At 70.1% G+C, this 22,077-nt stretch carries 21 protein-coding genes; 1 reads left to right on the top strand and 20 read right to left on the bottom strand.

Going from position 1 to position 22,077, the window contains the following annotated elements; genetic code table 11:
- The 11 genes from BIV03_RS14945 to BIV03_RS14895 form a co-directional block, all read right to left on the bottom strand.
- Nucleotides 1-264 (bottom strand): F0F1 ATP synthase subunit epsilon, encoded by a 264-nt coding sequence (locus BIV03_RS14945; RefSeq protein ID WP_022905458.1) that lies wholly within the window; start codon nucleotides 262-264, stop codon nucleotides 1-3.
- Nucleotide 265: 1 nt separating this feature from the next.
- Nucleotides 266-1,720 carry a F0F1 ATP synthase subunit beta gene (gene atpD / locus BIV03_RS14940; protein WP_022905457.1) on the bottom strand — a complete coding sequence of 485 codons (1,455 nt, stop codon included), beginning with the start codon at nucleotides 1,718-1,720 and terminating at the stop codon, nucleotides 266-268.
- A gap of 47 nt (nucleotides 1,721-1,767) precedes the next feature.
- Entirely contained in the window at nucleotides 1,768-2,670 is a 903-nt protein-coding gene (locus BIV03_RS14935; RefSeq protein WP_071296243.1) for a F0F1 ATP synthase subunit gamma, read from the bottom strand.
- Complete coding sequence (gene atpA, locus BIV03_RS14930; RefSeq protein WP_070416289.1) at nucleotides 2,671-4,299, bottom strand: F0F1 ATP synthase subunit alpha; 1,629 nt, start codon at nucleotides 4,297-4,299, stop codon at nucleotides 2,671-2,673.
- Between the two features lie 107 nt (nucleotides 4,300-4,406).
- Nucleotides 4,407-5,201: a F0F1 ATP synthase subunit delta gene (locus BIV03_RS14925; RefSeq protein ID WP_070416290.1), complete on the bottom strand. Its 795-nt coding sequence runs from the start codon at nucleotides 5,199-5,201 to the stop codon at nucleotides 4,407-4,409.
- Between the two features lie 2 nt (nucleotides 5,202-5,203).
- On the bottom strand, nucleotides 5,204-5,767 hold the full coding sequence (locus BIV03_RS14920; RefSeq protein ID WP_070416291.1) for a F0F1 ATP synthase subunit B: 564 nt from the start codon (nucleotides 5,765-5,767) through the stop codon (nucleotides 5,204-5,206).
- Between the two features lie 9 nt (nucleotides 5,768-5,776).
- A complete protein-coding gene (gene atpE, locus BIV03_RS14915; protein ID WP_070416292.1) occupies nucleotides 5,777-6,013 on the bottom strand; it encodes an ATP synthase F0 subunit C in 237 nt (78 codons plus the stop codon).
- A gap of 67 nt (nucleotides 6,014-6,080) precedes the next feature.
- On the bottom strand, nucleotides 6,081-6,893 hold the full coding sequence (atpB, locus tag BIV03_RS14910) for a F0F1 ATP synthase subunit A (protein WP_070419070.1): 813 nt from the start codon (nucleotides 6,891-6,893) through the stop codon (nucleotides 6,081-6,083).
- 152 nt (nucleotides 6,894-7,045) lie between these two features.
- The gene (locus BIV03_RS14905; protein ID WP_229085036.1) at nucleotides 7,046-7,525 is read right to left on the bottom strand and encodes a hypothetical protein; all 480 of its coding nucleotides are present in this window, start codon (nucleotides 7,523-7,525) and stop codon (nucleotides 7,046-7,048) included.
- The gene (locus BIV03_RS14900) at nucleotides 7,522-8,748 is read right to left on the bottom strand and encodes an MraY family glycosyltransferase (RefSeq protein ID WP_070416293.1); all 1,227 of its coding nucleotides are present in this window, start codon (nucleotides 8,746-8,748) and stop codon (nucleotides 7,522-7,524) included. The genes BIV03_RS14905 and BIV03_RS14900 overlap by 4 nt, the downstream gene beginning before the upstream one ends.
- Complete coding sequence (locus BIV03_RS14895) at nucleotides 8,745-9,419, bottom strand: L-threonylcarbamoyladenylate synthase (protein ID WP_070416294.1); 675 nt, start codon at nucleotides 9,417-9,419, stop codon at nucleotides 8,745-8,747. Before BIV03_RS14895 ends, BIV03_RS14900 begins: the two co-directional genes overlap by 4 nt.
- 37 nt (nucleotides 9,420-9,456) lie before the next feature.
- Here BIV03_RS14895 and BIV03_RS14890 point away from each other — a divergent pair, with 37 nt between their 5' ends.
- On the top strand, nucleotides 9,457-10,104 hold the full coding sequence (locus BIV03_RS14890; protein WP_254790918.1) for an HAD family phosphatase: 648 nt from the start codon (nucleotides 9,457-9,459) through the stop codon (nucleotides 10,102-10,104).
- A gap of 33 nt (nucleotides 10,105-10,137) precedes the next feature.
- Here BIV03_RS14890 and prmC read toward each other — a convergent pair whose 3' ends face one another.
- The 9 genes from prmC to argS all read right to left on the bottom strand — a co-directional run bounded on the left by prmC (nucleotide 10,138) and on the right by argS (nucleotide 22,067).
- A complete protein-coding gene (gene prmC / locus BIV03_RS14885; RefSeq protein ID WP_254790924.1) occupies nucleotides 10,138-10,971 on the bottom strand; it encodes a peptide chain release factor N(5)-glutamine methyltransferase in 834 nt (277 codons plus the stop codon).
- A 74-nt stretch (nucleotides 10,972-11,045) separates the two neighbouring features.
- A complete protein-coding gene (prfA, locus tag BIV03_RS14880) occupies nucleotides 11,046-12,128 on the bottom strand; it encodes a peptide chain release factor 1 (protein ID WP_070416296.1) in 1,083 nt (360 codons plus the stop codon).
- 3 nt (nucleotides 12,129-12,131) lie between these two features.
- On the bottom strand, nucleotides 12,132-14,339 hold the full coding sequence (gene rho, locus BIV03_RS14875; protein ID WP_071296241.1) for a transcription termination factor Rho: 2,208 nt from the start codon (nucleotides 14,337-14,339) through the stop codon (nucleotides 12,132-12,134).
- A gap of 161 nt (nucleotides 14,340-14,500) precedes the next feature.
- Complete coding sequence (gene thrB / locus BIV03_RS14870) at nucleotides 14,501-15,460, bottom strand: homoserine kinase (RefSeq protein ID WP_071296240.1); 960 nt, start codon at nucleotides 15,458-15,460, stop codon at nucleotides 14,501-14,503.
- Nucleotides 15,461-15,492: 32 nt separating this feature from the next.
- A complete protein-coding gene (thrC, locus tag BIV03_RS14865; RefSeq protein WP_070416299.1) occupies nucleotides 15,493-16,572 on the bottom strand; it encodes a threonine synthase in 1,080 nt (359 codons plus the stop codon).
- 44 nt (nucleotides 16,573-16,616) lie between these two features.
- Nucleotides 16,617-17,924, bottom strand: a complete 1,308-nt coding sequence (locus BIV03_RS14860) for a homoserine dehydrogenase (RefSeq protein WP_071296239.1) — start codon at nucleotides 17,922-17,924, stop codon at nucleotides 16,617-16,619.
- 44 nt (nucleotides 17,925-17,968) lie between these two features.
- Nucleotides 17,969-19,372, bottom strand: a complete 1,404-nt coding sequence (lysA, locus tag BIV03_RS14855; protein ID WP_071296238.1) for a diaminopimelate decarboxylase — start codon at nucleotides 19,370-19,372, stop codon at nucleotides 17,969-17,971.
- A gap of 58 nt (nucleotides 19,373-19,430) precedes the next feature.
- Nucleotides 19,431-20,186, bottom strand: coding sequence for an LmeA family phospholipid-binding protein (locus BIV03_RS14850; RefSeq protein WP_071296237.1), 756 nt, complete (start codon nucleotides 20,184-20,186; stop codon nucleotides 19,431-19,433).
- Between the two features lie 210 nt (nucleotides 20,187-20,396).
- Nucleotides 20,397-22,067 (bottom strand): arginine--tRNA ligase, encoded by a 1,671-nt coding sequence (argS, locus tag BIV03_RS14845; protein WP_070416303.1) that lies wholly within the window; start codon nucleotides 22,065-22,067, stop codon nucleotides 20,397-20,399.
- Nucleotides 22,068-22,077 lie beyond the last annotated feature (10 nt).

Here is a 22,077-nt window from a genome sequence, read left to right as displayed (position 1 = left end):
TCAGGACGCCAGCGCGGCCTGCCGCGCCACGATCGTGACCGTGTCGTGCTCGACCGACAGGAAGCCGTCCTCGGCGTCCGCCGCCACCGTCGAGCCGTCGGCTCGGGTGATGCGGACCTGTCCCTGCGCGAGGGTCGCGAGCAGCGGCTCGTGTCCCGCGAGGATACCGATCTGGCCCTCCGTCGTGCGAGCGACGACCATGGTGGCGTCGCCCGACCAGACCTCGCGGTCAGCCGAGACGACGCTCACGGTGAGTGCCGCCATGTCAGCGGTTCTCCTTCTGGATCTGCGCCCACTTCTCTTCGACGTCGTTGATGCCACCGACGTTGAAGAAGGCCTGCACGGCCACGTGGTCGAACTCGCCGTCGGCGATGGCGCGGAAGGACTCGATGGTGTCCTTCAGCGGGACGGTCGAACCCTCGACGCCCGTGAACTTCTTCGCCATGTACGTGTTCTGCGAGAGGAACTGCTGGATACGACGAGCGCGCTCGACCGTGATCTTGTCCTCTTCGGAGAGCTCGTCCACACCGAGGATGGCGATGATCTCCTGCAGTTCCTTGTTCTTCTGGAGGATCTGCTTGACGCGCGTGGCCGTCTCGTAGTGGTCAGCACCCAGGTAACGGGGGTCCATGATCCGCGAGGTCGACGTCAGCGGGTCGATCGCCGGGTAGAGACCCTGCGAAGCGATCTCACGCGACAGCTCGGTCGTGGCGTCGAGGTGCGCGAACGTGGTCGCCGGCGCCGGGTCGGTGTAGTCGTCAGCCGGCACGTAGATCGCCTGCAGCGAGGTGATCGAGTGACCACGCGTCGAGGTGATGCGCTCCTGGAGCACACCCATCTCGTCGGCGAGGTTGGGCTGGTAGCCCACCGCGGACGGCATGCGGCCGAGCAGCGTGGAGACCTCGGAGCCGGCCTGCGTGAAGCGGAAGATGTTGTCGATGAAGAGGAGCACGTCCTGCTTCTGGACATCGCGGAAGTACTCCGCCATCGTCAGCGCCGACAGGGCCACGCGCAGACGCGTTCCCGGCGGCTCGTCCATCTGGCCGAACACGAGGGCGGTCTTGTCGAAGACGCCCGCCTCTTCCATCTCGCCGATGAGGTCGTTGCCCTCACGGGTGCGCTCGCCGACACCGGCGAACACCGACACACCACCGTGGTCCTGCGCGACGCGCTGGATCATCTCCTGGATGAGGACCGTCTTGCCGACGCCCGCACCACCGAAGAGGCCGATCTTGCCACCCTGCACGTACGGGGTGAGGAGGTCGATCGACTTGATGCCGGTCTCGAACATGGAGGTCTTCGACTCGAGCTGGTCGAAGGCCGGGGCCTTGCGGTGGATCGGCCAGCGCTCGGTGATCTCGAGCTTCTCGTCGGTGTTGAGCACGTTGCCCAGCACGTCGAAGACCTTGCCCTTGGTGACGTCGCCGACGGGGACCGAGATCGGAGCGCCCGAGTCACGGACCTCCTGGCCACGGACCAGACCGTCGGTCGGCTTCAGGGAGATGGCGCGGACGAGGTCGTCGCCGAGGTGCTGCGCGACCTCGAGGCCGATCTCCTGCGACGAGTCACCGATGGTGATGGTCGTGAACAGGAGGTTGTACATCTCGGGGATGGCGTCGTGCGGGAACTCGATGTCGACGACGGGGCCCGTGACACGGGCGATCCGGCCGACACCGGGCGCCGACGACGTCTCGACCGCGGTGGTTGCGGTGTCGGTCATGGCTGGTGCCTTCCTGAGGGTGGGTAACTGTCCGCGAACGACGCGGACTACTTCTTCTTCGACGAGAGGGCGTCGGCGCCGCCGACGATCTCGGAGATCTGCTGGGTGATCTCGGCCTGTCGGGCGTTGTTCGCGAGACGCGTGAAGTCGCGGATGAGCGAGTCGGCGTTGTCGCTCGCCGCCTTCATCGCCTTCTGCCGGGCGGCGTGCTCGGAAGCAGCCGACTGCAGCATGGCGTTGAAGATGCGGCTCTCGATGTAGACCGGGAGCAGCGCGTCGAGCACCGCGTCGGCATCCGGCTCGAACTCGTAGAGCGGGAGCGGCTCGTCGTTCGACGGCGCCTCGACCCCCTCGACGACCTCGAGCGGCAGCAGCCGGACGACCTGCGGCTCCTGCGTGGCGAGGCTCAGGAAGCGGTTGAAGACGATGTGGATCTCGTCCACGCCACCCTCGGCCGTGTCCTGCAGGAACTTCGCCACGACGGCGTCACCGATCGACTTCGCGGTCGAGAACTCCGGCTGGTCGGTGTTGCCGACCCACTGCTGCTCCGACGCGCGCTCACGGAACGCGAAGTACCCGACGGACTTGCGCCCGACCAGGTAGAACACGACGTCCTTGCCCTCGCTGCGGAGCAGGGAGGCGAGCTCCTCGCCCTGCTTGAGGACGTTCGTGCTGAACGCACCGTTCAGGCCGCGGTCCGACGTGAACAGCACGACGGCTGCACGCGTCGACGACTCCGGCTCGGTGGTCAGCACGTGGTCGACGTTCGAGAACGTCGCCACGGCCGACACCGCGCGCGTCACGGCCCGCGAGTACGGACCCGACGCGGCCATGCGGGCCTGCGCCTTCTGGATCCGCGACGCCGAGATCAACTCCATCGCGCGAGTGACCTTCTTCGTGGTCTTCGCGGACTTGATTCGCTGTCGGTAGACCCGGACCTGCGCTGCCATCTAGCGACGACCCTTGACGATCTGCTCCTGGTCGACGTCGTCGGCCGAAGCGGCCTCGAACTGCTCGGACCCGAGCGTCTTGCCGTCGCTCGTCTGGAAGCTCTTGGAGAACTCGTCGATCTGCTTGGTCATCTCCGCGACGGTGTCGTCGCTGAGCTGGTTCGTCTCACGGAGCGTCGTCAGGACATCCGAGTTGCGACGCAGGTGGTCGAGCAGCTCCGACTCGAAGCGCAGGACGTCGGCCACGGGGACCTCGTCGAGCTTGCCGTTCGTGCCGGCCCAGATCGAGACGACCTGCTCCTCGACCGGGTACGGCGAGTACTGCGGCTGCTTGAGGAGCTCGGTCAGACGGGCACCGCGCTCCAGCTGACGACGCGACGCCTGGTCGAGGTCGGACGCGAACATCGCGAAGGCCTCGAGCGAGCGGTACTGCGCGAGCTCGAGCTTGAGCGTGCCGGAGACCTTCTTGATCGACTTGACCTGCGCGTCACCACCGACGCGGGACACCGAGATGCCCACGTCGACAGCCGGACGCTGGTTCGCGTTGAAGAGGTCCGACTGCAGGAAGATCTGGCCGTCGGTGATGGAGATGACGTTGGTCGGGATGTACGCCGAGACGTCGTTCGCCTTCGTCTCGATGATCGGGAGACCCGTCATCGAACCGGCGCCGAGCTCGTCGGACAGCTTCGCGCAACGCTCCAGCAGGCGGGAGTGCAGGTAGAAGACGTCACCCGGGTAGGCCTCGCGGCCCGGCGGACGACGCAGGAGGAGCGACACCGCACGGTAGGCCTCGGCCTGCTTCGACAGGTCGTCGAAGATGATCAGGACGTGCTTGCCCTGGTACATCCAGTGCTGGCCGATGGCCGAGCCGGTGTACGGGGCGAGGTACTTGAAGCCGGCCGGGTCGGAGGCCGGGGCGGCGACGATGGTGGTGTACTCCATCGCGCCGGCGTCCTCGAGCGCACCCTTGACGGAGGCGATCGTGGAGCCCTTCTGACCGATGGCGACGTAGATGCAGCGGACCTGCTTGTCCTCGTCGCCCGACTCCCAGTTGGCCTTCTGGTTGATGATCGTGTCGATCGCGATGGCCGTCTTGCCGGTCTGGCGGTCGCCGATGATCAGCTGACGCTGACCGCGGCCGACGGGGATCATCGCGTCGATGGCCTTGATGCCGGTCTGGAGCGGCTCGTGCACCGACTTGCGGGACATGACGCCGGGCGCCTGCAGCTCGAGGGCACGACGACCCTCGGCCGGGATCTCGCCGAGACCGTCGATCGGGGCGCCGAGCGGGTCGACGACGCGACCGAGGAAGCCGTCGCCGACGGGAGCCGAGAGGACCTCGCCCGTGCGGGTGACTTCCTGGCCCTCTTCGACACCGGCGAACTCGCCGAGCACGATGGCGCCGATCTCGTCCTCGTCGAGGTTCTGCGCGAGGCCGAGCGTGCCGTCCTCGAAGCGGATGAGCTCGTTCGCCATGACGCCGGGGAGGCCCTCGACGTGCGCGATGCCGTCGCCGGCGTCGATGACGTGCCCGACCTCGGCCGTGGAGGCCTTCGTCGGCTCGTAGTTCGAGACGAAGTCCTTCAGGGCATCACGGATCTCATCGGGGCTGATGGTGATGTCTGCCATGGGATTTTCCTTGTTGGTTTCCGGGGCCCTTCGGCTCCGAGAGGGTGACGCTGCCTGACTCGGCAGTTCCCGTTGTGGACTTGGGAGGAGCGGCTTCGACGGTACGCCTAGCCGGCGAGCTGGAGCCGGAGCTCCGAGAGCCGCGTGGACACGGTGCCGTCGATGACGTCGCCGCCGATCTGCACCCGGACCCCGCCGACGACCGAAGGGTCGACCACGTGGTTGATGCTGATGCCCTTGCCGTGCTGCTCCGCGAGGGCACGGGCGACGCGAGCCGCCTGGCCGTCCGTGAGCGGCGTCGCGGTGATGACCGTCGCGACGAGCTTGCCGGCCTGCTCGGCCACGATGCGCGAGGCGTCGCGGACGAGTTCACCGATGCGACGACCACGCGGCTGCTGCACCAGGTGCGACAGGATCACGATGGTCTGCTCCGATGCCTTGCCGCCGAGCAGCCGCTCGACGAGGGCGCTCTTCTCCGACGGGCTGCCGAGCTTGGTGCCCAGCGCCAGCTCGAGGTCGGCGTCCGAACGGACGGCGGTCTCGAAGGAGAACAGTTCGGCTTCGATCGGCGTGCCGGACGCTGCCGTGGCGGCGACGGCGCGGATGCCCGCGTCCTCGATGCCGACGAGCAGGTCCTGGTGCGAGGACCAGCGCGAGCCGGCCACCGCGGTCAGGACCGCACGCGTCGCGGCCGACTGGCCGGCGAAGACGCGGTCGAGGACCACCTTCTTGCCGGCCGGGTCGGCCGTCGGGTCGGACAGCAGACCGAGCAGCTGCGGCGCACCGGCGATCGCACGCCCTGCGGCGAGGATCTCGGCACCGGCGGCGAGGTCGGCCGCACCGCCGAGGTCGGCGAGCACCGCCCTCGTCGACGCCAGTGCTTCCCTGGTGGCGCTGCGCATGCTCAGCGCTCCCCGGCCGACGATGCCGACGAACCCTGCGAGGCTTCGAGGTCAGCGAGGAACCGGTCCACGACCGCGGTCGACTTGGCGTCGTCCTTGAGCGACTCCCCGATCACGCCGGAGGCGAGGTCGAGGGCGAGGGTGCCCACCTCGGTCCGGAGCGACTGGAGCGCGCTCTGACGCTCGGCCTCGATCTGTGCCTGCGCGTTGGCGGTGATGCGTGCTGCATCGGCCTGCGCCTGCTCGCGGAGCTCGTTGCCGATCGCGTTCGCGTCGGAACGGGCCTGCTCACGGATGCGAGATGCCTCGGCACGGGCCTCGGCGAGCTGCTTGTTGTACTCGTCGAGCGCGGCAGCGGCCTGCTCCTGAGCAGCCTCCGCCTTCTTGATGCCACCCTCGATGGCCTCGGTGCGCTCGTCGAGCATCTTCGTGATCCGCGGGATGATGACCCGCCAGAAGACCAGCAGGATGACGACGAACGCCACCGCGGACCACACGATGTCGTACAGCGGCGGTACGAGGGGATTGTGCGTCTCCTCGGCCGCGATGATGAGTGCGTTCTGCATCGAGAGGCCTTAGTTGGTGAAGATGAAGTACGTCGCGATACCGATGAAGGCGAGGGCCTCGGTGAAGGCGATACCGATGTACATGAGGGTCGTCAGGCGGCCCTGGAGCTCCGGCTGGCGAGCGACGGACTCGATCGTCTTGCCGACGACGATGCCCACGCCGATGGCCGGGCCGATCGCCGCGAGGCCGTAGCCCACCGTCGCGATGTTGCCGGAGATTTCCGCGAGAACGGTCGTTGCGTCCACGTGTTTTCCTTTCAGGATGCGGCCCGGCGGATGCCGTGCCGTATTGGGGGTCAGTTCAGGTCGTTGGTCAGTGCTCGTCAGCCAGCGCGAGCTGGATGTACACAGCGGTCAGCAGCATGAAGACGTACGCCTGCAGCAGCGCGACCAGGATCTCGAAGAAACTGAACGCGATGCCGAACGCGAGCGTCCCGACTCCGAACGCCTTGAAACCGAGCGAGGCGTCGAAGAAGAAGAACTGCGTGGCAGCGAAGAAGAGGACGAGCAGCAGGTGGCCGACGACCATGTTCATCAGGAGTCGCAGGGTCAGCGTCACCGGACGGAGCACGAAGGTCGAGACGAGCTCGATCGGCGTCACGATGATGTACAGGTACCACGGGACACCAGGCGGGAACAGCGAGTTCCGGAGGAAGGTGCCCGGGTGCTTGCGCAGACCCGCGTAGATGAACGCCACGTAGGCGACGATCGCGAGGATCATCGGGTACGCGATACGGCTGGTGCCCTGCAGGTTGAGCCCCGGGATCAGACCCGTGAGGTTCAGGAACAGCACGGAGAAGAAGATCGTGGCCAGCAGCGGGAGGAACCGCTTGCCGTCCTTCTCACCCAGGTTGTCGAAGGTGTTCCGGCGGACGACGTCGAACGCGTACTCGATGAGCGCCTGGCCGCGGCCGGGGACGAGCTTGAGCGAACGGGTCCCGATGATGCCGATCAGCAGCAGGACCGCGACGGCGATGAACCGGATGATGACGAGTCGGTCGATCTCGAAGGGCGTCCCGGCGAAGAAGATCGCATCCGGGAAGAACTCGTTGATCGACGGACCATGGAACTCGGCGGCCTTGCTGCTCCCCGCCGCAACGGTGTTACCCGCAGCGGTGAGGGACAGGGGAAGAGCGTGGGATAGCAGCGCTGTCTCCTGTGTCGGCGCGCGCACGCATGGCACGCGATGGTGGACGTTGTGGAGGCTCGTCCGCTCCGAGCAATGCTCCGGACGCGGACTCCGAGAAGCCTATCAGGTGCGAGAGGCTTCCCGGGCTCTCAGTTGCGGGGCGCGTCCTTCTCAGGAGACGCGGAGTCTCCGGGGAGGCTGACCCCGATCGGGATCCGGGCCTTCGCGACCGCGACCACGTCGATCACGAGCGAGCCGACGACACCGACGATGATCGCGATCGCGAGCACCGGGAAGTCCACCCAGGCGCGGTCGCGCAGCAGGACGAGCACGACGATGAACACGACGAACTTGAGCAGCCACGTGCCCATCACGATCCCGAAGAACGCGCCGGAGATCATCTGCCCCTTGGAGACGCGCAGCGCCACCAGCACGCTCACAGCGGTCAGCCCGAGGAACACCACGCTGAGGACGGCTCCGAGCAGGCCACCGGCGAGCCCGGGACCGCCGGCGACGAGCAGTCCGACGACTCCCCCGACGACGGCGAGTCCGACGGCCAGGAGCGCGCCCCAGGTGATGATGCGGCGGAACACCGGCCGGACGTGGTCGAGCGCGTTCGGTGCGGTCACGAGTTGTCTCCTGGGATCGAGCGGTCGTTGGCGGCCCGGTCGAGCGGGTCGAGGCTGGCGTCCACCACGGCGGTGGACCGGGTGGCGACCTGTGCGGCGAACTCGGCGCGTTTGCGGCCGAGCGGGGCGAAGGTGGCGACGGCGCAGACGATGAAGCCGACGGCGACGAAGACGACCACCCAGTACCAGTCCACGAAGAGGAACAGCAGGCAGCCGATCGCCACGGTGGCCGTCCACGCGTAGAAGATGAGCACGGCGTGGAAGTGCGAGTGCCCCATGTCGAGCAGGCGGTGGTGCAGGTGCTTCCGGTCGGCCGAGAACGGCGACTTGCCCGCACTGAGCCGACGCGTGACCGCGAGCCCGAAGTCGAGGATCGGCACGATGAGGATCGCGAACGGCAGCAGGATCGGGATGAACGCCGGCAGCAGCGCCTGGCGTGTCTGCACCGCAGCCGGGTCGATGTTGCCCGTGACCGAGACCGCGCTGGTGGCCATCAGGAAGCCCACGAGCAGGGCGCCGGCATCCCCCATGAAGAGCTTCGCGGGGTGCCAGTTGAGGATGAGGAAGCCGAAGCAGGCACCGACGAGCACAGCGGTGAGCAGTGACGGCAGGTTGAAGAAGAACTCCGTCTGCACGACCACGCGGTTGATGAAGAACGTGTAGAGGAAGAACACGCCGCCGGCGATGATCGCCACGCCGGCGACGAGCCCGTCGAGGCCGTCGATGAAGTTCACCGCGTTCATGACGAGCACCACCGCCAGCACGGTGAAGATCAGGCTCATGTAGGACGACCCGACCCCGAGCGTGTTGCCGATCGGCAGCGACACGATCGCCACGCCCTGCCAGGCGAGGATCCCCGCGGCGATGATCTGCCCGGCGAGCTTCGTCATCCAGTCGAGGTCCCAGATGTCGTCGGCGACGCCGAGGACCACGATGATGGTCGCTCCCCCGAGCACCGCCAGCACACGACCCGGCTCGGAGAACACCAAGCGGAAGTAGTCGGTACCGGCGATCGACGGGAAGAGGAACCACGCCGCGAGCAGCGACACGATGACGCCGATGTACATCGCGATGCCGCCGAGCCGGGGCGTCGGCGTGCGGTGCACGTCCCGCTCGCGGACCTTCGGGTACCACTTGTACTTCAGCCCCAGCTTCCAGACGATCCAGCTGACGCAGAAGCTCACCACGGCCGCGATGGCCCCGGCGAGCAGGTAGTACTTCATCCGACGAGGTCGGCTCCGACGACCCTGGTGATCTCCTCGTCCGGGATCACACCGTGGCGGACGATCCGGAGCTTCCCGCCGTCGGAGAGCCCCGTGGCGTCGACGATCGTCGAACCGGTCGACTCCGCGAACCCCTCGTGCGGCTCGAGCGAGCCCCCGTCGAGGTACACCGCGACGCTGTCGCCGAGCATCGCCTCGGCCTGGTCGGCGTCCATCGCGGCCGGGTCCCCCGTCGTGTTCGCCGAGGACACCGCGAGCGGACCGACCTCCTGCAGGAGTTCGAGCGCGATCCGCGAGTCCGGCATCCGGAGCGCCACGGTGCCGCGTGTCTCGCCGAGGTCCCAGTCGAGGGACGGCTGCGCACGGAGGATCACGGTGAGGCCGCCGGGCCAGAACTCGTCGACGAGGTCGCGCACCTGCTGCGGGATGTCGCTCGCGAGCGCGTCCAGGGTCGGCGGTCCGGGGATGAGCACCGGCGGCGGCGACTGCCGGGTGCGTCCCTTCGCGTCGAGCAGTCGCTGGACGGCGGCCGCGCTGAAGGCGTCCGCGGCCACGCCGTAGACGGTGTCGGTGGGGACCACGACGAGCTCTCCGCGCCCGAGTGCGGCACGTGCGAGCCGCATCCCGGTCAGGAGCCCGTCGGAGTCGGTGCAGTCGTATCGGGATGCCATGACTCGACGATGATAGTGCGACACAATGGGTGGCATCGTGAACGAGTCCCCTGCGCCCCGCCTCCTGTTCCTCTTCGACATGGACGAGGTCCTCGTCCGGTACGACTGGCAGGTGCGGATGGCCGCACTCGCCGAGTTCACCGGGCACGAGTTCGCGGAGCTCCGTCGCCGGTGGTGGGACTGCGGCAACGAGCAGCGCGCCGAGGCAGGCGGGTACGCCGACGGCGACGAGTACCTCGCCGCCTTCGCCGAGGCCATGGGCTGCGACGTCCCCGAGACCGAGTGGGCGCGGATCCGCGGCGCCGCGATGACCGAGCTGCCCGACCGGATCGAGGCAGTTCGCGTCGCGAGCGAGCACGGCCGCGTCGGCCTCCTGACGAACAACGGACCGCTGGCCGGCCGGTGGATCCACCGCTGGGCGCCGTCCCTCGCGCCGGTCTTCGGCGAGCACCTCGACACCACGAGCAACTTCGGGGCGCGCAAGCCCGAGCCGGAGGTCTACCGGCGCGCGCTCGAGCACCACGGCGTGCCCGCCGAGCGCACGTTCTTCGCGGACGACATGCCGATCAACGTCGAGGGCGCGCAGAGTGTCGGCATCCACGCGGTGCTCGTCGAGGAGCACACCGACCTGCGCGAGGCCGTCCTCGCCTTCGTCGCGGAACAGCACGAGACGGCTGGCGTCTAGACACCGGGTCCAGGAGGCGCGGCTCGACCCCGCCTAGCGCGTCGCCGTGGTCGTGCGGTCGCGTCCCGTCAGGTCGACGTGCGTCTCCGGGGAACGGAACCCCCGGCGCGCCAGGACCTCACGCACGCCGGCGCCCTGCGGCTCGGCGTGCTCGATGACGAGGACTCCCCCGGGGACGAGCAGGCGCCACGCGGTGTCGGCGAGGGCACGCACCGCGTCGAGTCCGTCCGGACCGCCGTAGAGCGCCACGGCCGGGTCGTGGTCGCGGACCTCGGGGTCGATCGGCACCGCGTCGTCGGGCACGTACGGCGGGTTCGACACGACGACCGACACCGTGCCGTCGAGCTCGGGCAGTGCGTCGGCGAGGTCGCCCTCGACGAGGCGGACCGTCCCGCCGTGGGCATCAATGTTGCGCCGCGTCCACGGGAGCGCCTCGGGCGAGCGTTCGACCGCGTACACGACCGCGTTCGGCACCTCGGTGTCCATGGCGATGGCGATCGCGCCGCTGCCGGACCCGAGGTCGACGGCGACCGGGGACGCCACGGGCACCGCGCGGAGTGCGTCGATGCCGAACTGCACGACGCCCTCGGTCTCGGGCCGCGGCACGAACACGCCGGGTCCGACGGCCAGGGTCAGCGCCCGGAAGTACGCCTCGCCGGTGATGTGCTGGAGCGGCTCGCGGGTGGCGCGTCGGGCGACGGCGTGCCGGAAGCGCTCGACGTGCTCGGCGGCGATCGCGCCGCCGGTCATCGCCCGGGCCTGCACGGCGCCGCGCGAGGTGTCGGTCGCCCAGGCGAGCAACAGCTCCGCGTCCACCTGCGGGGTCGGGACGCCGGCCGCGTCGAACGCCGCGGCCGCCTCGCGCAGGAGGCGGTCCGCGGCGAACGCGACGGGCGTGTCGGAGGCGGGTCGCGCCTCCAGGCCGTCCGAGGGGACGTCGCTCACGCGTCCTGGTCGCCGATGGCGGCCAGTCGTGCCTCTTCGTCCGCCTGGATGGCGGACTGGATGACGGGCTCGAGCGCACCGTTCATGACGCGGTCCAGGTCGTACGCCTTGTACCCGGTGCGGTGGTCCGCGATGCGGTTCTCCGGGAAGTTGTACGTGCGGATGCGCTCCGAACGGTCCATGCCGCGGATCTGCGACTTGCGCGCGTCCGAGGCGATGGCGTCGAGCTCCTCCTGCTGGCGCGCGAGGATGCGGGCACGCAGCACGCGCATGCCGGCCTCGCGGTTCTGCAGCTGCGACTTCTCGTTCTGCATCGCGACCGTGATGCCCGTGGGCAGGTGGGTGATGCGGACCGCGGAGTCGGTCGTGTTGACGGACTGTCCCCCGGGGCCGGAGGACCGGTAGACGTCGATCTTGAGGTCGTTCTGGTTGATCTGGACCTCTTCGGGCTCGTCGACCTCGGGGAAGACGAGCACGCCGGTCGTCGAGGTGTGGATGCGCCCCTGCGACTCGGTCGCCGGCACCCGCTGCACACGGTGCACGCCGCCCTCGTACTTGAGGTGCGCCCAGACGCCCTGGGACGGATCGGTCGCGTTCGACTTGATCGCGACCTGGACGTCCTTGTAGCCACCGAGGTCGGACTCGGTGCGCTCGAGCATCTCGATCTTCCAGCCCTTGGACTCGGCGTAGTGCGAGTACATGCGCAGGAGGTCGGCCGCGAAGAGCGCCGATTCCTCGCCGCCCTCGCCGCCCTTGATCTCCATGATCACGTCGCGCCCGTCGTCGGGGTCGCGCGGGATGAGCAGCCGGCGGAGACGCTCCTGGCGCTCCGACAGCTGCTCCTCGAGCGCCGGGACCTCGTCCGCGAACGCCTCGTCCTCACGCGCGAGCTCCTGGGCGGCGGCGAGGTCGTCCCCCGCCGCCTTCCAGGACTCGTACGCGGACTTGATCTGGTTGAGCTCGGCGTACCGCCGGTTCACCTTCTTCGCCCGGGCCGCATCGGCGTGGAGCGCGGGGTCCGACAGCTGCTGCGTCAGGTCCTCGTGTTCCGCCAGCAGCCCTGCCACCGACTCGAACACGCGTTACTCCTGGTGACCGTTGTGGTGCCCACCGGTCGTGGGGACCGACTTCTGCACCTGGACCAGGAACTCGACGTTCGACTGCGTCTCCTTGAGGTTCCGCAGCACGATCTCGAGGGCCTGCTGCGGGTCGAGCCCGGCGAGGGCACGTCGCAGGCGCCACGTGATCTTGACCTCGTCGGCGGAGAGCAGCTGCTCCTCGCGACGGGTGCCGGACGCGTTGACGTCGACGGCCGGGAAGATCCGCTTGTCGGCCAGGTGACGGTTGAGGCGGAGCTCCATGTTGCCGGTGCCCTTGAACTCCTCGAAGATCACCTCGTCCATCTTCGACCCGGTCTCGACGAGCGCCGTCGCGAGGATGGTCAGCGAACCGCCGTCCTCGATGTTGCGCGCGGCGCCGAAGAAGCGCTTCGGCGGGTAGAGGGCCGACGAGTCGACGCCACCGGAGAGGACGCGACCGGAGGCCGGCGTCGCCAGGTTGTAGGCGCGGCCCAGACGGGTGATCGAGTCGAGGAGCAGGACCACGTCGTGGCCGAGCTCCACGAGGCGCTTCGCACGCTCGATGGCGAGCTCGGCGACCGTGGTGTGGTCTTCTGCCGGACGGTCGAAGGTCGAGGCGATGACCTCGCCCTTCACCGTGCGCTGCATGTCGGTGACCTCTTCGGGCCGCTCGTCCACGAGGACGACCATGAGGTGCGCCTCGGGGTTGTTCTTCGCGATCGCGTTGGCGATGGCCTGCAGCACGACCGTCTTGCCGGCCTTCGGCGGGGAGACGATCAGGCCGCGCTGGCCCTTGCCGATCGGCGACACGAGGTCGATGATCCGCGTGCTGAGCTTCGAGGGCTCGGTCTCGAGGCGGAGACGCTCGTTCGGGTACAGCGGGGTGAGGTCCTGGAAGTCGACGCGCGCGGCGGCCTCGTCGGCGGTCTGCCCGTTGACCGAGTCGACCTTCACGAGCGCGTTGTACTTCTGGCGGCTCTGCTGTTCGTTGTCGCGCGGCTGCTTGATCGCACCGACGACCGCGTCGCCCTTGCGCAGGTGGTACTTCTTCACCTGGCCGAGGGAGACGTAGACGTCGTTCGGGCCCGGCAGGTAGCCGGTCGTGCGCACGAAGGCGTAGTTGTCGAGGACGTCGAGGATGCCCGCGATCGGGATGAGGACGTCGTCCTCGGTGATCTCCGGCTCGAACTCGTCGTTCTGCCCGCCGCGGCCGCGCTTGCGGTCACGCTGGCGACGGCTGCGGCCGCCCTCGGTCTCGTCGGCGTTCGGCTGGGCCTGCTGCTGCTTCTGCTGACCCTGCTGGCTCTGCTGCTTCTGCTGGCCGCTCTGCTGCTGGCCGTTCTGCTTCTGCTCGTTCTTGTCGTCCTGCTGGGCGTTCTTCTGGTCGCCCTGCTGGCCCTGGCCGTTCTGGCCGTTCTTCTGGGCCGCGTCGGTCTTCGGGGCGTTGTCGCGACCGTTCTGGTCGCCGCCCTGCTCGCCGTTCTCGGCGTTCTGGCCACGGCCACGACCGCGACCACGGCTGCGACGACCGCGGCGCGAGCCGCCCTCGCCCTGCTGGTCGTTCTGGTCGCCCGACTCGGTGCCGTGCGCGGACTGCTCCTGCTGGTCGCCCGCGGCGTCCTGCTGGGTCGGCTGCTCGGCCTGGTCCGACGTCTGCTCGGAGCGCTCGGTGCGCTCGGCCTGCTGGCCGTTCTGCTGGTCGCGCTGCCCGCGGCCACGACGCTGGCCGCCGGTCTGCGCGGCTTCCTGGGCGTCCTTCTCGGCGCGGACCTGGTCGAGCCCGGCGAGGAGGTCCTCGGTGCCGGTCTGACCGTGGTTGGTGTGCTCGGCGGCCGAGGTCGGCGCGGCGCTCACGGTGCCGCCGGAGGAGGCACGGCGCGAACGGCGGGCCCGCGAGGACGCCGGCTGCTCGGCCGGGGCCTCGGTCGCTGCCGGTGCGTCGGCGACGGCCTCAGCGGCGGGTGCCTCGGTCGGCTCCGGCAGCGTCGGCTGCTCGGCCACGGGGGCCTCGACCGCGGGTGCGGCCGGCTCGGCGGGAGCGTCGTCCGTCACGGGACGCTTGTCCTCGATCGAGGCGATGAGGTCACCCTTGCGGAGCTTCGAGAGCCCCGTGATGCCGAGGGAGGAGGCGATGCGCTGGAGTTCCGGGAGCCGGAGGGCGCGCAGATCGCTGGGGATCTCCACCTGGGTGGAGTCGTTGACGTTCGTCAAGGTCGGTGTTTCCTTTCGAACCGCAGAACGCGGAGAGTTTCCACCGTCCCGGATGCACGGGTATGCATCGACCGCCGTTCAGACGACGGACCGGGATTCGGTGATCAGAAAGAGATTGCCCCCGCGCACCGGACCCAGCATGGCGAGGAAGTTCCTGCTGCCTACGCGGGTTCGGCTTGGAGCGCCGAGTGCGGCACCACTGTAGCACCACCGAGGTCGACGGCCAGCATGAGCGCCCGCCAGTCGGATTCCCCGTGTCGCGACACGAGGTCGGCCGCGGTGAGTCGCTGCGCGGGGTCGCTGCCGAGGACCAGGAGGCTCGGGCCGGCTCCGGAGACGACCGCCGCCAGGCCGTGCTGCCGCAGCAGGCCGATGAGGGCGTCGGTCTCCGGCATGGCGCTGGCACGGTAGGCCTGGTGCAACCGGTCCTCGGTCGCCGCCAGGAGCAGCTCGGGGCTCTGGATGAGCGCGGCGACGAGCAGGGCGGAGCGGGACACGTTGAACGCGGCGTCCTCGTGCGGGACGCTCGCCGGCTGCAGGGAGCGCGCGAGCTTCGTCGAGAGCGTCGAGGTCGGCACGAAGACCACCGGCGAGACACCGCGGTGGACGAGCAGGCGCTTGTACGCCGGGCCCTCCGCCGTCATCCACGCGATGGTCAGCCCGCCGAACAGCGCCGGCGCGACGTTGTCGGGGTGCCCCTCCATCTCGGTCGCGAGCGTGAGCAGGGTCGAGGCGTCGAGGTCGACGACGCCCTCGAGCAACCCGCGCGCGGCCATCAGCCCGGCGACGATCGCGGCCGCCGAGGACCCCATGCCGCGGCCGTGCGGGATGGCGTTCACCGCGTGCAGCTCGAGGCCGGGCTGCTGTGCGACGCCGGCGTGCTCGAGCCCGCGGCGCACGGCGCGGACGACGAGGTTCGTGTCGTCGGTGGCGACCTCACCCGCGCCGACACCGTCGACCGTGACGGTCGCGCCGGGCTCGGGCCGGACCCGGACGACGACCTCGTCGTAGAGCGACAGGGCGAGGCCCAGGGAGTCGAACCCCGGTCCGAGGTTCGCGGAGGTCGCCGGGACTCGTACGCGGACCGCCCGTCCGGCCGGTACAGCGATCTGGGCGGTCATGCCCTCCCCCGGTCCGGACGAGCGGTCGGGGCTCACTCGGCGCCGACCAGTCCGAGCACGTCGGCGACCGACTTGGTGTCGACCGGGACGCTCGTCGGGGTGACCTCGCCGCCGTCCTGCGTGCGGAGGGCCCACTGCGGGTCCTTGAGGCCGTGGCCGGTCACCGTGATGACGACCTTCGCGCCCTTCGGCACGACGCCGGCGTCGGCACGCTCGAGGAGCCCGGCGACGCCGATGGCCGAGGCGGGCTCGACGAAGACGCCGACCTCGGCGGAGAGGATGCGGTGCGCGGCGAGGATCGCCTCGTCGGTGATGGCACCGAAGTAGCCGTCGGTCTCGTCACGGGCCTCGAGCGCGAACTCCCACGAGGCCGGGTTGCCGATGCGGATCGCGGACGCGATGGTGTCCGGGTTGCGGACGACCTCGCCGCGGACGATCGGGGCCGAGCCCGCGGCCTGGAAGCCGAACATGCGCGGCAGCCTGGACGACCGACCGGCGGCCACGTCCTCGCGGTAGCCGCGGGAGTACGCCGTGTAGTTGCCCGCGTTGCCGACCGGCAGGAAGTGGAAGTCGGGCGCGTCACCGAGGACGTCGACGACCTCGAACGCGGCGGTCTTCTGCCCCTCGATGCGGTCGTTGTTGACCGAGTTCACCAGGTGCACCGGGTAGTTCGCGGCGAGGTCGCGCGCGATGTCGAGGCAGTCGTCGAAGTTGCCCTGCACCTGCAGCAGCTGGGCGTCGTGGGCGACGGCCTGGCTGAGCTTGCCCATGGCGATCTTGCCCTCGGGCACGAGCACCGCGGCGGTGATGCCGGCGTGCGTGGCGTACGCGGCGGCGGAGGCGCTCGTGTTGCCGGTCGAGGCGCAGATGACGGCCTTCGCACCGTGCTCGACGGCCTTCGAGATCGCCATGGTCATGCCGCGGTCCTTGAACGACCCGGTCGGGTTCATGCCCTCGAACTTCACGTAGACCTCGGCCCCCGTGCGCTCGGACAGGCGGCGCGCCGGGATGAGCGGGGTCCCGCCCTCACCGAGCGTGACGACGGGCGTCGCCTCGGTGACGTCGAGACGGTCGGCGTACTCGCGCAGGACACCCTGCCACTGGTGGGCCATGAGGCTCCCCTTCTTGTCGGTTCTGGAGTTCGGTCGGGCGCGGCTCAGGCGCCGACGACGCGGAGGACGCTCGTGACCTCGGCGACGACGTCCTCGTTGCGGAGGGCGACCACGGTCGCGGCGAGGTCGGACTCGCGCGCCAAGTGCGTGCCGATGACGAGGGTCGCGGTCGCGTCGGACCCGGTGGCGACGGTCTGCTCGACGGTCTCGACGCTGACGCCGTGCTTCGCGAGGACGCCGGCGACGGTCGACAGGACACCCGGGGCATCCGTGACGTGCAGCGTGATCTGGTAGCGCGTGCGGACGGTGCCGATCGGGAACACCGGCAGCGCGGACTGGGTCGACTCGGCGATGCCGGGGCCACCGATGACGTGTCGGCGCGCGGCGGACACCAGGTCGCCGAGGACGGCCGAGGCGGTCTCGACCCCGCCGGCACCGGCGCCGTAGAACATCAGGTCGCCGGCGGCCTCGGCCTCGACGAACACGGCGTTCTTCGCCCCGTGCACGCTCGCGAGCGGGTGCGACTCCGGCACGAGGGCCGGGTACACGCGGGCGCTGACGCCCTCGGTGCCCTGCTCGTCGGTCAGGCGCTCGGCCGTCGCGAGGATCTTCACGACGTACCCGGCCTTGCGCGCGGCCCGGACCTGCTCGATCGTCACCGAGGTGATGCCCTCGCGGTGGACGGCGGCGAGCGGCACCGAGGTGTGGAACGCGAGCGACGCCAGGATCGCGGCTTTCTGCGCGGCGTCGTAGCCCTCGATGTCGGCGGTCGGGTCGGCCTCGGCGTACCCGAGCTCGGTGGCGGTCGCGAGGGCGTCCTCGAACGTCGAGCCCTCGCGGTCCATCAGGTCGAGGATGAAGTTGGTCGTGCCGTTGACGATGCCCATGATGCGCTCGATGCGGTCACCGGCGAGGGAGTCGTGCAGCGGTCGGATGATCGGGATCGCGCCGGCGACGGCTGCCTCGTAGTAGAGCTGCGCGCCCACCTGCTCGGCGACCGCGAAGAGCTCCGGGCCGTGGGTCGCCAGGAGGGCCTTGTTGCCGGTGACGACGTCGGCGCCGGACTGCAGCGCCTGGAGCACGAGCGTCCGCGCCGGCTCGATGCCACCGATCAGCTCGACGACGATGTCCGCGCCGAGGATGAGCGACGCCGCGTCCGTCGTGAAGAGCTCCTTCGGCAGGTCGACGTCGCGCGGAGCCTCGAGGTCGCGCACCGCGATCCCGACGAGCTCGAGACCGGCCCCGGCGCGCGAGGCGAGCTCGTCGCCGTGTTCGAGGAGCAGCCGCGCCACCTGGGAACCGACCGAGCCGGCTCCGAGCAGCGCGACGCGGACGTTGCGGTATTCGATCATCTGGTGCGGGTCCTGTTCGTGGGGAGTCGGGTCGTCCGAGGGGCTCAGGCCCCCGGGACCACCCCGGTGTCGCGGGCGAGGAGGTCGTCGATCGACTCGCCACGCACGAGGATACGGGGTACGCCGTCGGCGACCGCCACGACCGGCGGGCGTCCGACGTGGTTGTAGTTGCTCGCCAGGCTCCAGCAGTACGCACCGGTGGCGGCCACGGCGAGGAGGTCCCCGCGGTGCACGTCACCGGGCAGGTACTCGTCGTTCACCACGATGTCGCCGGACTCGCAGTGCTTCCCGACCACGCGGGTGAGGACCGCGGGGGCGTCGGACGTCCGGGCGAGCCGGGCCGTGTAGTCGGCGCCGTAGAGCGCGGGTCGGGCGTTGTCGCTCATGCCGCCGTCGACCGACACGTACGTCCGGGTGGCGGGCTCCTGCTCGTCGTCCGAGAGCGTCACGGGCTTGATGGTGCCGACGCGGTAGAGCGTGATGCCCGCGGGCCCGACGATGTACCGGCCGGGCTCGACCGCCATCTCGGGGACCGGGATGTCCCGCTCGGCGCAGGCCTCGGCCACGATGGTCGCGAGCGCGTCGGCGACGTCCTCCGGCTCGAACGCCGAGTCGGCCTCGGTGTAGTCGATGCCCCAGCCGCCGCCGAGGTTGAGCTCCGGCACCGGACCGGTCGCCACGAGCGTGGCGTGCACGTCCATCAGGCGACGCGCGGCCTCGCGGAAGCCGGACTCGTCGAAGATCTGCGAGCCGATGTGCGAGTGCAGGCCGACGAAGGCGAGCGAGGGCTCGGCGCGGACGGCCTCGGCAGCGGTGACGGCCTCGGTCAGGGGGATGCCGAACTTCTGGTCCTCGCGCGCGGTGGCGAGGTACTCGTGCGTCGACGCGTGCACCCCGCTGTTGATCCGGATGCGCACGCGCTGCACGACCCCGGCATCGGCCGCGGCACGGGCGACGCGCTGCACTTCCTCGTGGCTGTCGAGGACGATGGTGCCGACGCCGACCTCGACCGCGCGGGCGATCTCGGCGTCCGACTTGTCGTTGCCGTGGAAGCCGAGCAGCGCCGGGTCGACTCCCCCGGCCAGGGCCACCGCGAGCTCGCCGCCGGTGCACACGTCGACGCGGAGGTCGGCCTCGACCATCCACGCCGCGACCTGCGTCGTCAGGAACGCTTTGCCGGCGTAGTAGACGTGCGCCCGGGTGCCGATCCGCTCGAACGCCTCGGTGAAGGCGTTCCGCACCCGCACCGCCCGGGACTGCACGTCGCGTTCGTCGACCACGTACAGCGGCGTGCCGAACTGCGCGACCAGGTCGGACGCGGCGATCCCGCCGACGACGAGCTCGCCGTCGTCGGTCCGGGTCGCGGAGGCGGGCCAGATCCGCGCGGTCAGCGCGGAGGCGTCCGTCGGGAACCGCAGGTGCTGCGGGGCAAGGGGGTTCTCGCTCACGGGACCCGATCCTACCGAGCCGAGCCGCGCCTCCTGGCCGTGTGACGCAGCCACGTGCTCAACCGCACGAACCGACCGTCTGCAGCCCCGCCTCGTTGAGCGGCAGCGAGTCGGCCGTGACGCGCACCGTCGCCTCGGAGGCGGTGACGTCGAGCGACCGCACCAGGAGCCCCGACGGCAGGAACTGCGCCGTGCAGACCTCGACGGGGACGTTCGTGACGCCCGGGATCGAGTCCACCTTGAGGCCGAGCGACGAGTTCGTGATCCGCACCGTCTTCGGCGTGATCGTGATGCCCTTACCGTCGTCCTGCGCGGCGACGTCGCCCTTCGCCGCGTAGGTGATGTCGTAGCCGAGGACCGCGGTCTTGCCGGAGAGCTCCACGCCACCGTCGGCCAGGCTGAGCCGGTCGAACAGCGGGCTGTACTTCGACAGGTCCTTCACGGACGAGGCCGCGAGCCGGACGTGGCCGTCGACGTCGCGCACGTCGCCCTTGCCGTCGACGGGCACGTCACGCGCGGTGACGTCGGCGGCGAGCGGGATGCCGTCGATCGTGAGCTTCTCGGAGGAGATCTCGACCTCGTCGAGCTGCCCGCTGATCAGCTGCGGGATGACGATGCCCTTCGCGTGCGCCTCGACCTCACCGGTGGCGCCGGACGGCAGCGACTGCTCGACCTGCTGGGCGATGATGCGGTCGACGACCCCGCGGAGGACGAACTCGGCGATCACGACGAGCGCGGCGAGGACGACCACGACGACGATCAGCACGACGGGCCAGCGACGGCGCTTCCGGGGGGTCACGGTGGCGGCGGACATGCGTCCCACCTTGCCAGGTGGCCCCGGCAGCGAGCCTGGAGGCGCGGCGTGCGCCCGGCGCGTCGGCCGGACGGGCGCGCGGTCGCGGTCGCGCCGGCCGCGTGCGCCCAGCGCCCGCCGCACAACGGAAGTCGCCCCGAACCACGGCATTCCGCAGTTCGGGGCGACTTTGGTTGTGCGCAGCGCTCCGCGCCGGCCGCACGATGACCGCTACATGCGCTCCGGCGCCGTCACGCCGAGCAGGCCCAGCCCGTTGCGGACGACCTGGCCGGTGGCGTCGTTCAGCCAGAGGCGCGTGCGGTGCAGGTCCGTCACGGCCTCGTCGCCGAGGGGCGTGACCCGGCAGGCGTCGTACCAGCGGTGGTAGAGCCCGGCGAGCTGCTCGATGTACCGCGCCACACGGTGCGGCTCGCGCAGCTCGGCAGCCTGGCGCACCACGCGCGGGTACTCCGCCAGGGCGCCGAGCAGGGCCCCCTCGGTGTCGTGCGTCAGGAGCGAGGCGTCGAAGGCCGACCGGTCCACCCCGGCGTTCGCGGCGTTGCGGGCCACGGACTGCGTGCGGGCGTGGGCGTACTGCACGTAGAAGACGGGGTTGTCGTTCGTGCGCTTCGTGAGCAGGTCGAGGTCGATGTCGATCGCGGTGTCACTGGCGAACCGGACGAGCGAGTACCGGCCGGCGTCCACGCCCACGGCGTCGACGAGGTCCTCCATCGTGACGATCGTTCCGTTGCGCTTCGACATGCGCATCGGCTCGCCGTCCTTGAGCAGGTTGACCATCTGCCCGATGAGGATCTCGAGGTTCTTGCCCGGCTCGTCCCCGAACGCGGCGCACATCGCCATCATCCGGCCGACGTAGCCGTGGTGGTCCGCGCCGAGCATGATGAGGTTCCGCTCGAAGCCGCGCTCGCGCTTGTCGAGGTAGTACGCCAGGTCGCCGGCGATGTAGGCGGGCTCGCCGTCCGACTTGATGACGACGCGGTCGCGGTCGTCGCCGAAGTCGGTGGTCCGGAGCCACTCGGCACCCTCGGCCTCGTACATCACGCCCGCCGAGCGGAGTCGCTCGATGGCGCGCTCGACGGCCTTCGACTCGTGCAGGGCGTTCTCGTGGAAGTACACGTCGAAGTCGACGCCGAAGTCGTGCAGCGACGACTTGATGTCGGCGAACATGAAGTCGACGCCCTCGCGCCGGAAGAGCTCCTGCGCCTCGTCGCGCGGCAGGTCCTTGACGTCGACCGACGGGTCGAGCGTCGCGATCACACGCGCCGCGATCTCGGCGATGTACGCGCCGCCGTAGCCGTCCTCTGGCGTGGGCTCACCGAGCGCCGACGCCACGAGGGAGCGGGCGAAGCGGTCGATCTGCGCGCCGTGGTCGTTGAAGTAGTACTCGCGGGTGACGAGGCCGCCCTGCGCCTGGAACACCCGCGCGAGGCTGTCACCCACCGCGGCCCAGCGCACGCCGCCCATGTGGATCGGCCCGGTCGGGTTCGCGGACACGAACTCGAGGTTGATCCGCACGCCGTCGTACAGGTCGCCGTGCCCGAAGGACTCGCCGCCCTCGACGATCGTGCGCGCGATCTCGCCGGCAGCGGCGGCCTCGAGCGTGATGTTGATGAAGCCGGGGCCGGCGACGTCGACCGAGTCCACGCCGTCGAGCTCGGTCAGCTCGCCGGCGATCTCCGTCGCGAGCTCGCGCGGGTTCGTGCCGAGCCGCTTCGCGAGCTGCATCGCCGCGTTCGAGGCCCAGTCGCCGTGCGCGCGGTTCTTCGGACGTTCGAGTGCCGCGTGGGACTCCTCGATGGTCACGGTATCGGACGCGCCTCGTCGCTCGACGATCCCGGTCAGGATCGACAGGTACGCGGCGGAGAGTTCGGCAGGAGTCACGAGGGTCGAG

The sequence above is a fragment of the Curtobacterium sp. MCBA15_016 genome (genome assembly GCF_001865105.1).
Taxonomy (GTDB): Bacteria; Actinomycetota; Actinomycetes; order Actinomycetales; family Microbacteriaceae; genus Curtobacterium.
Note: the sequence above shows the minus strand (reverse complement) of the source record. Positions and strands in the feature narration are given on the sequence as shown.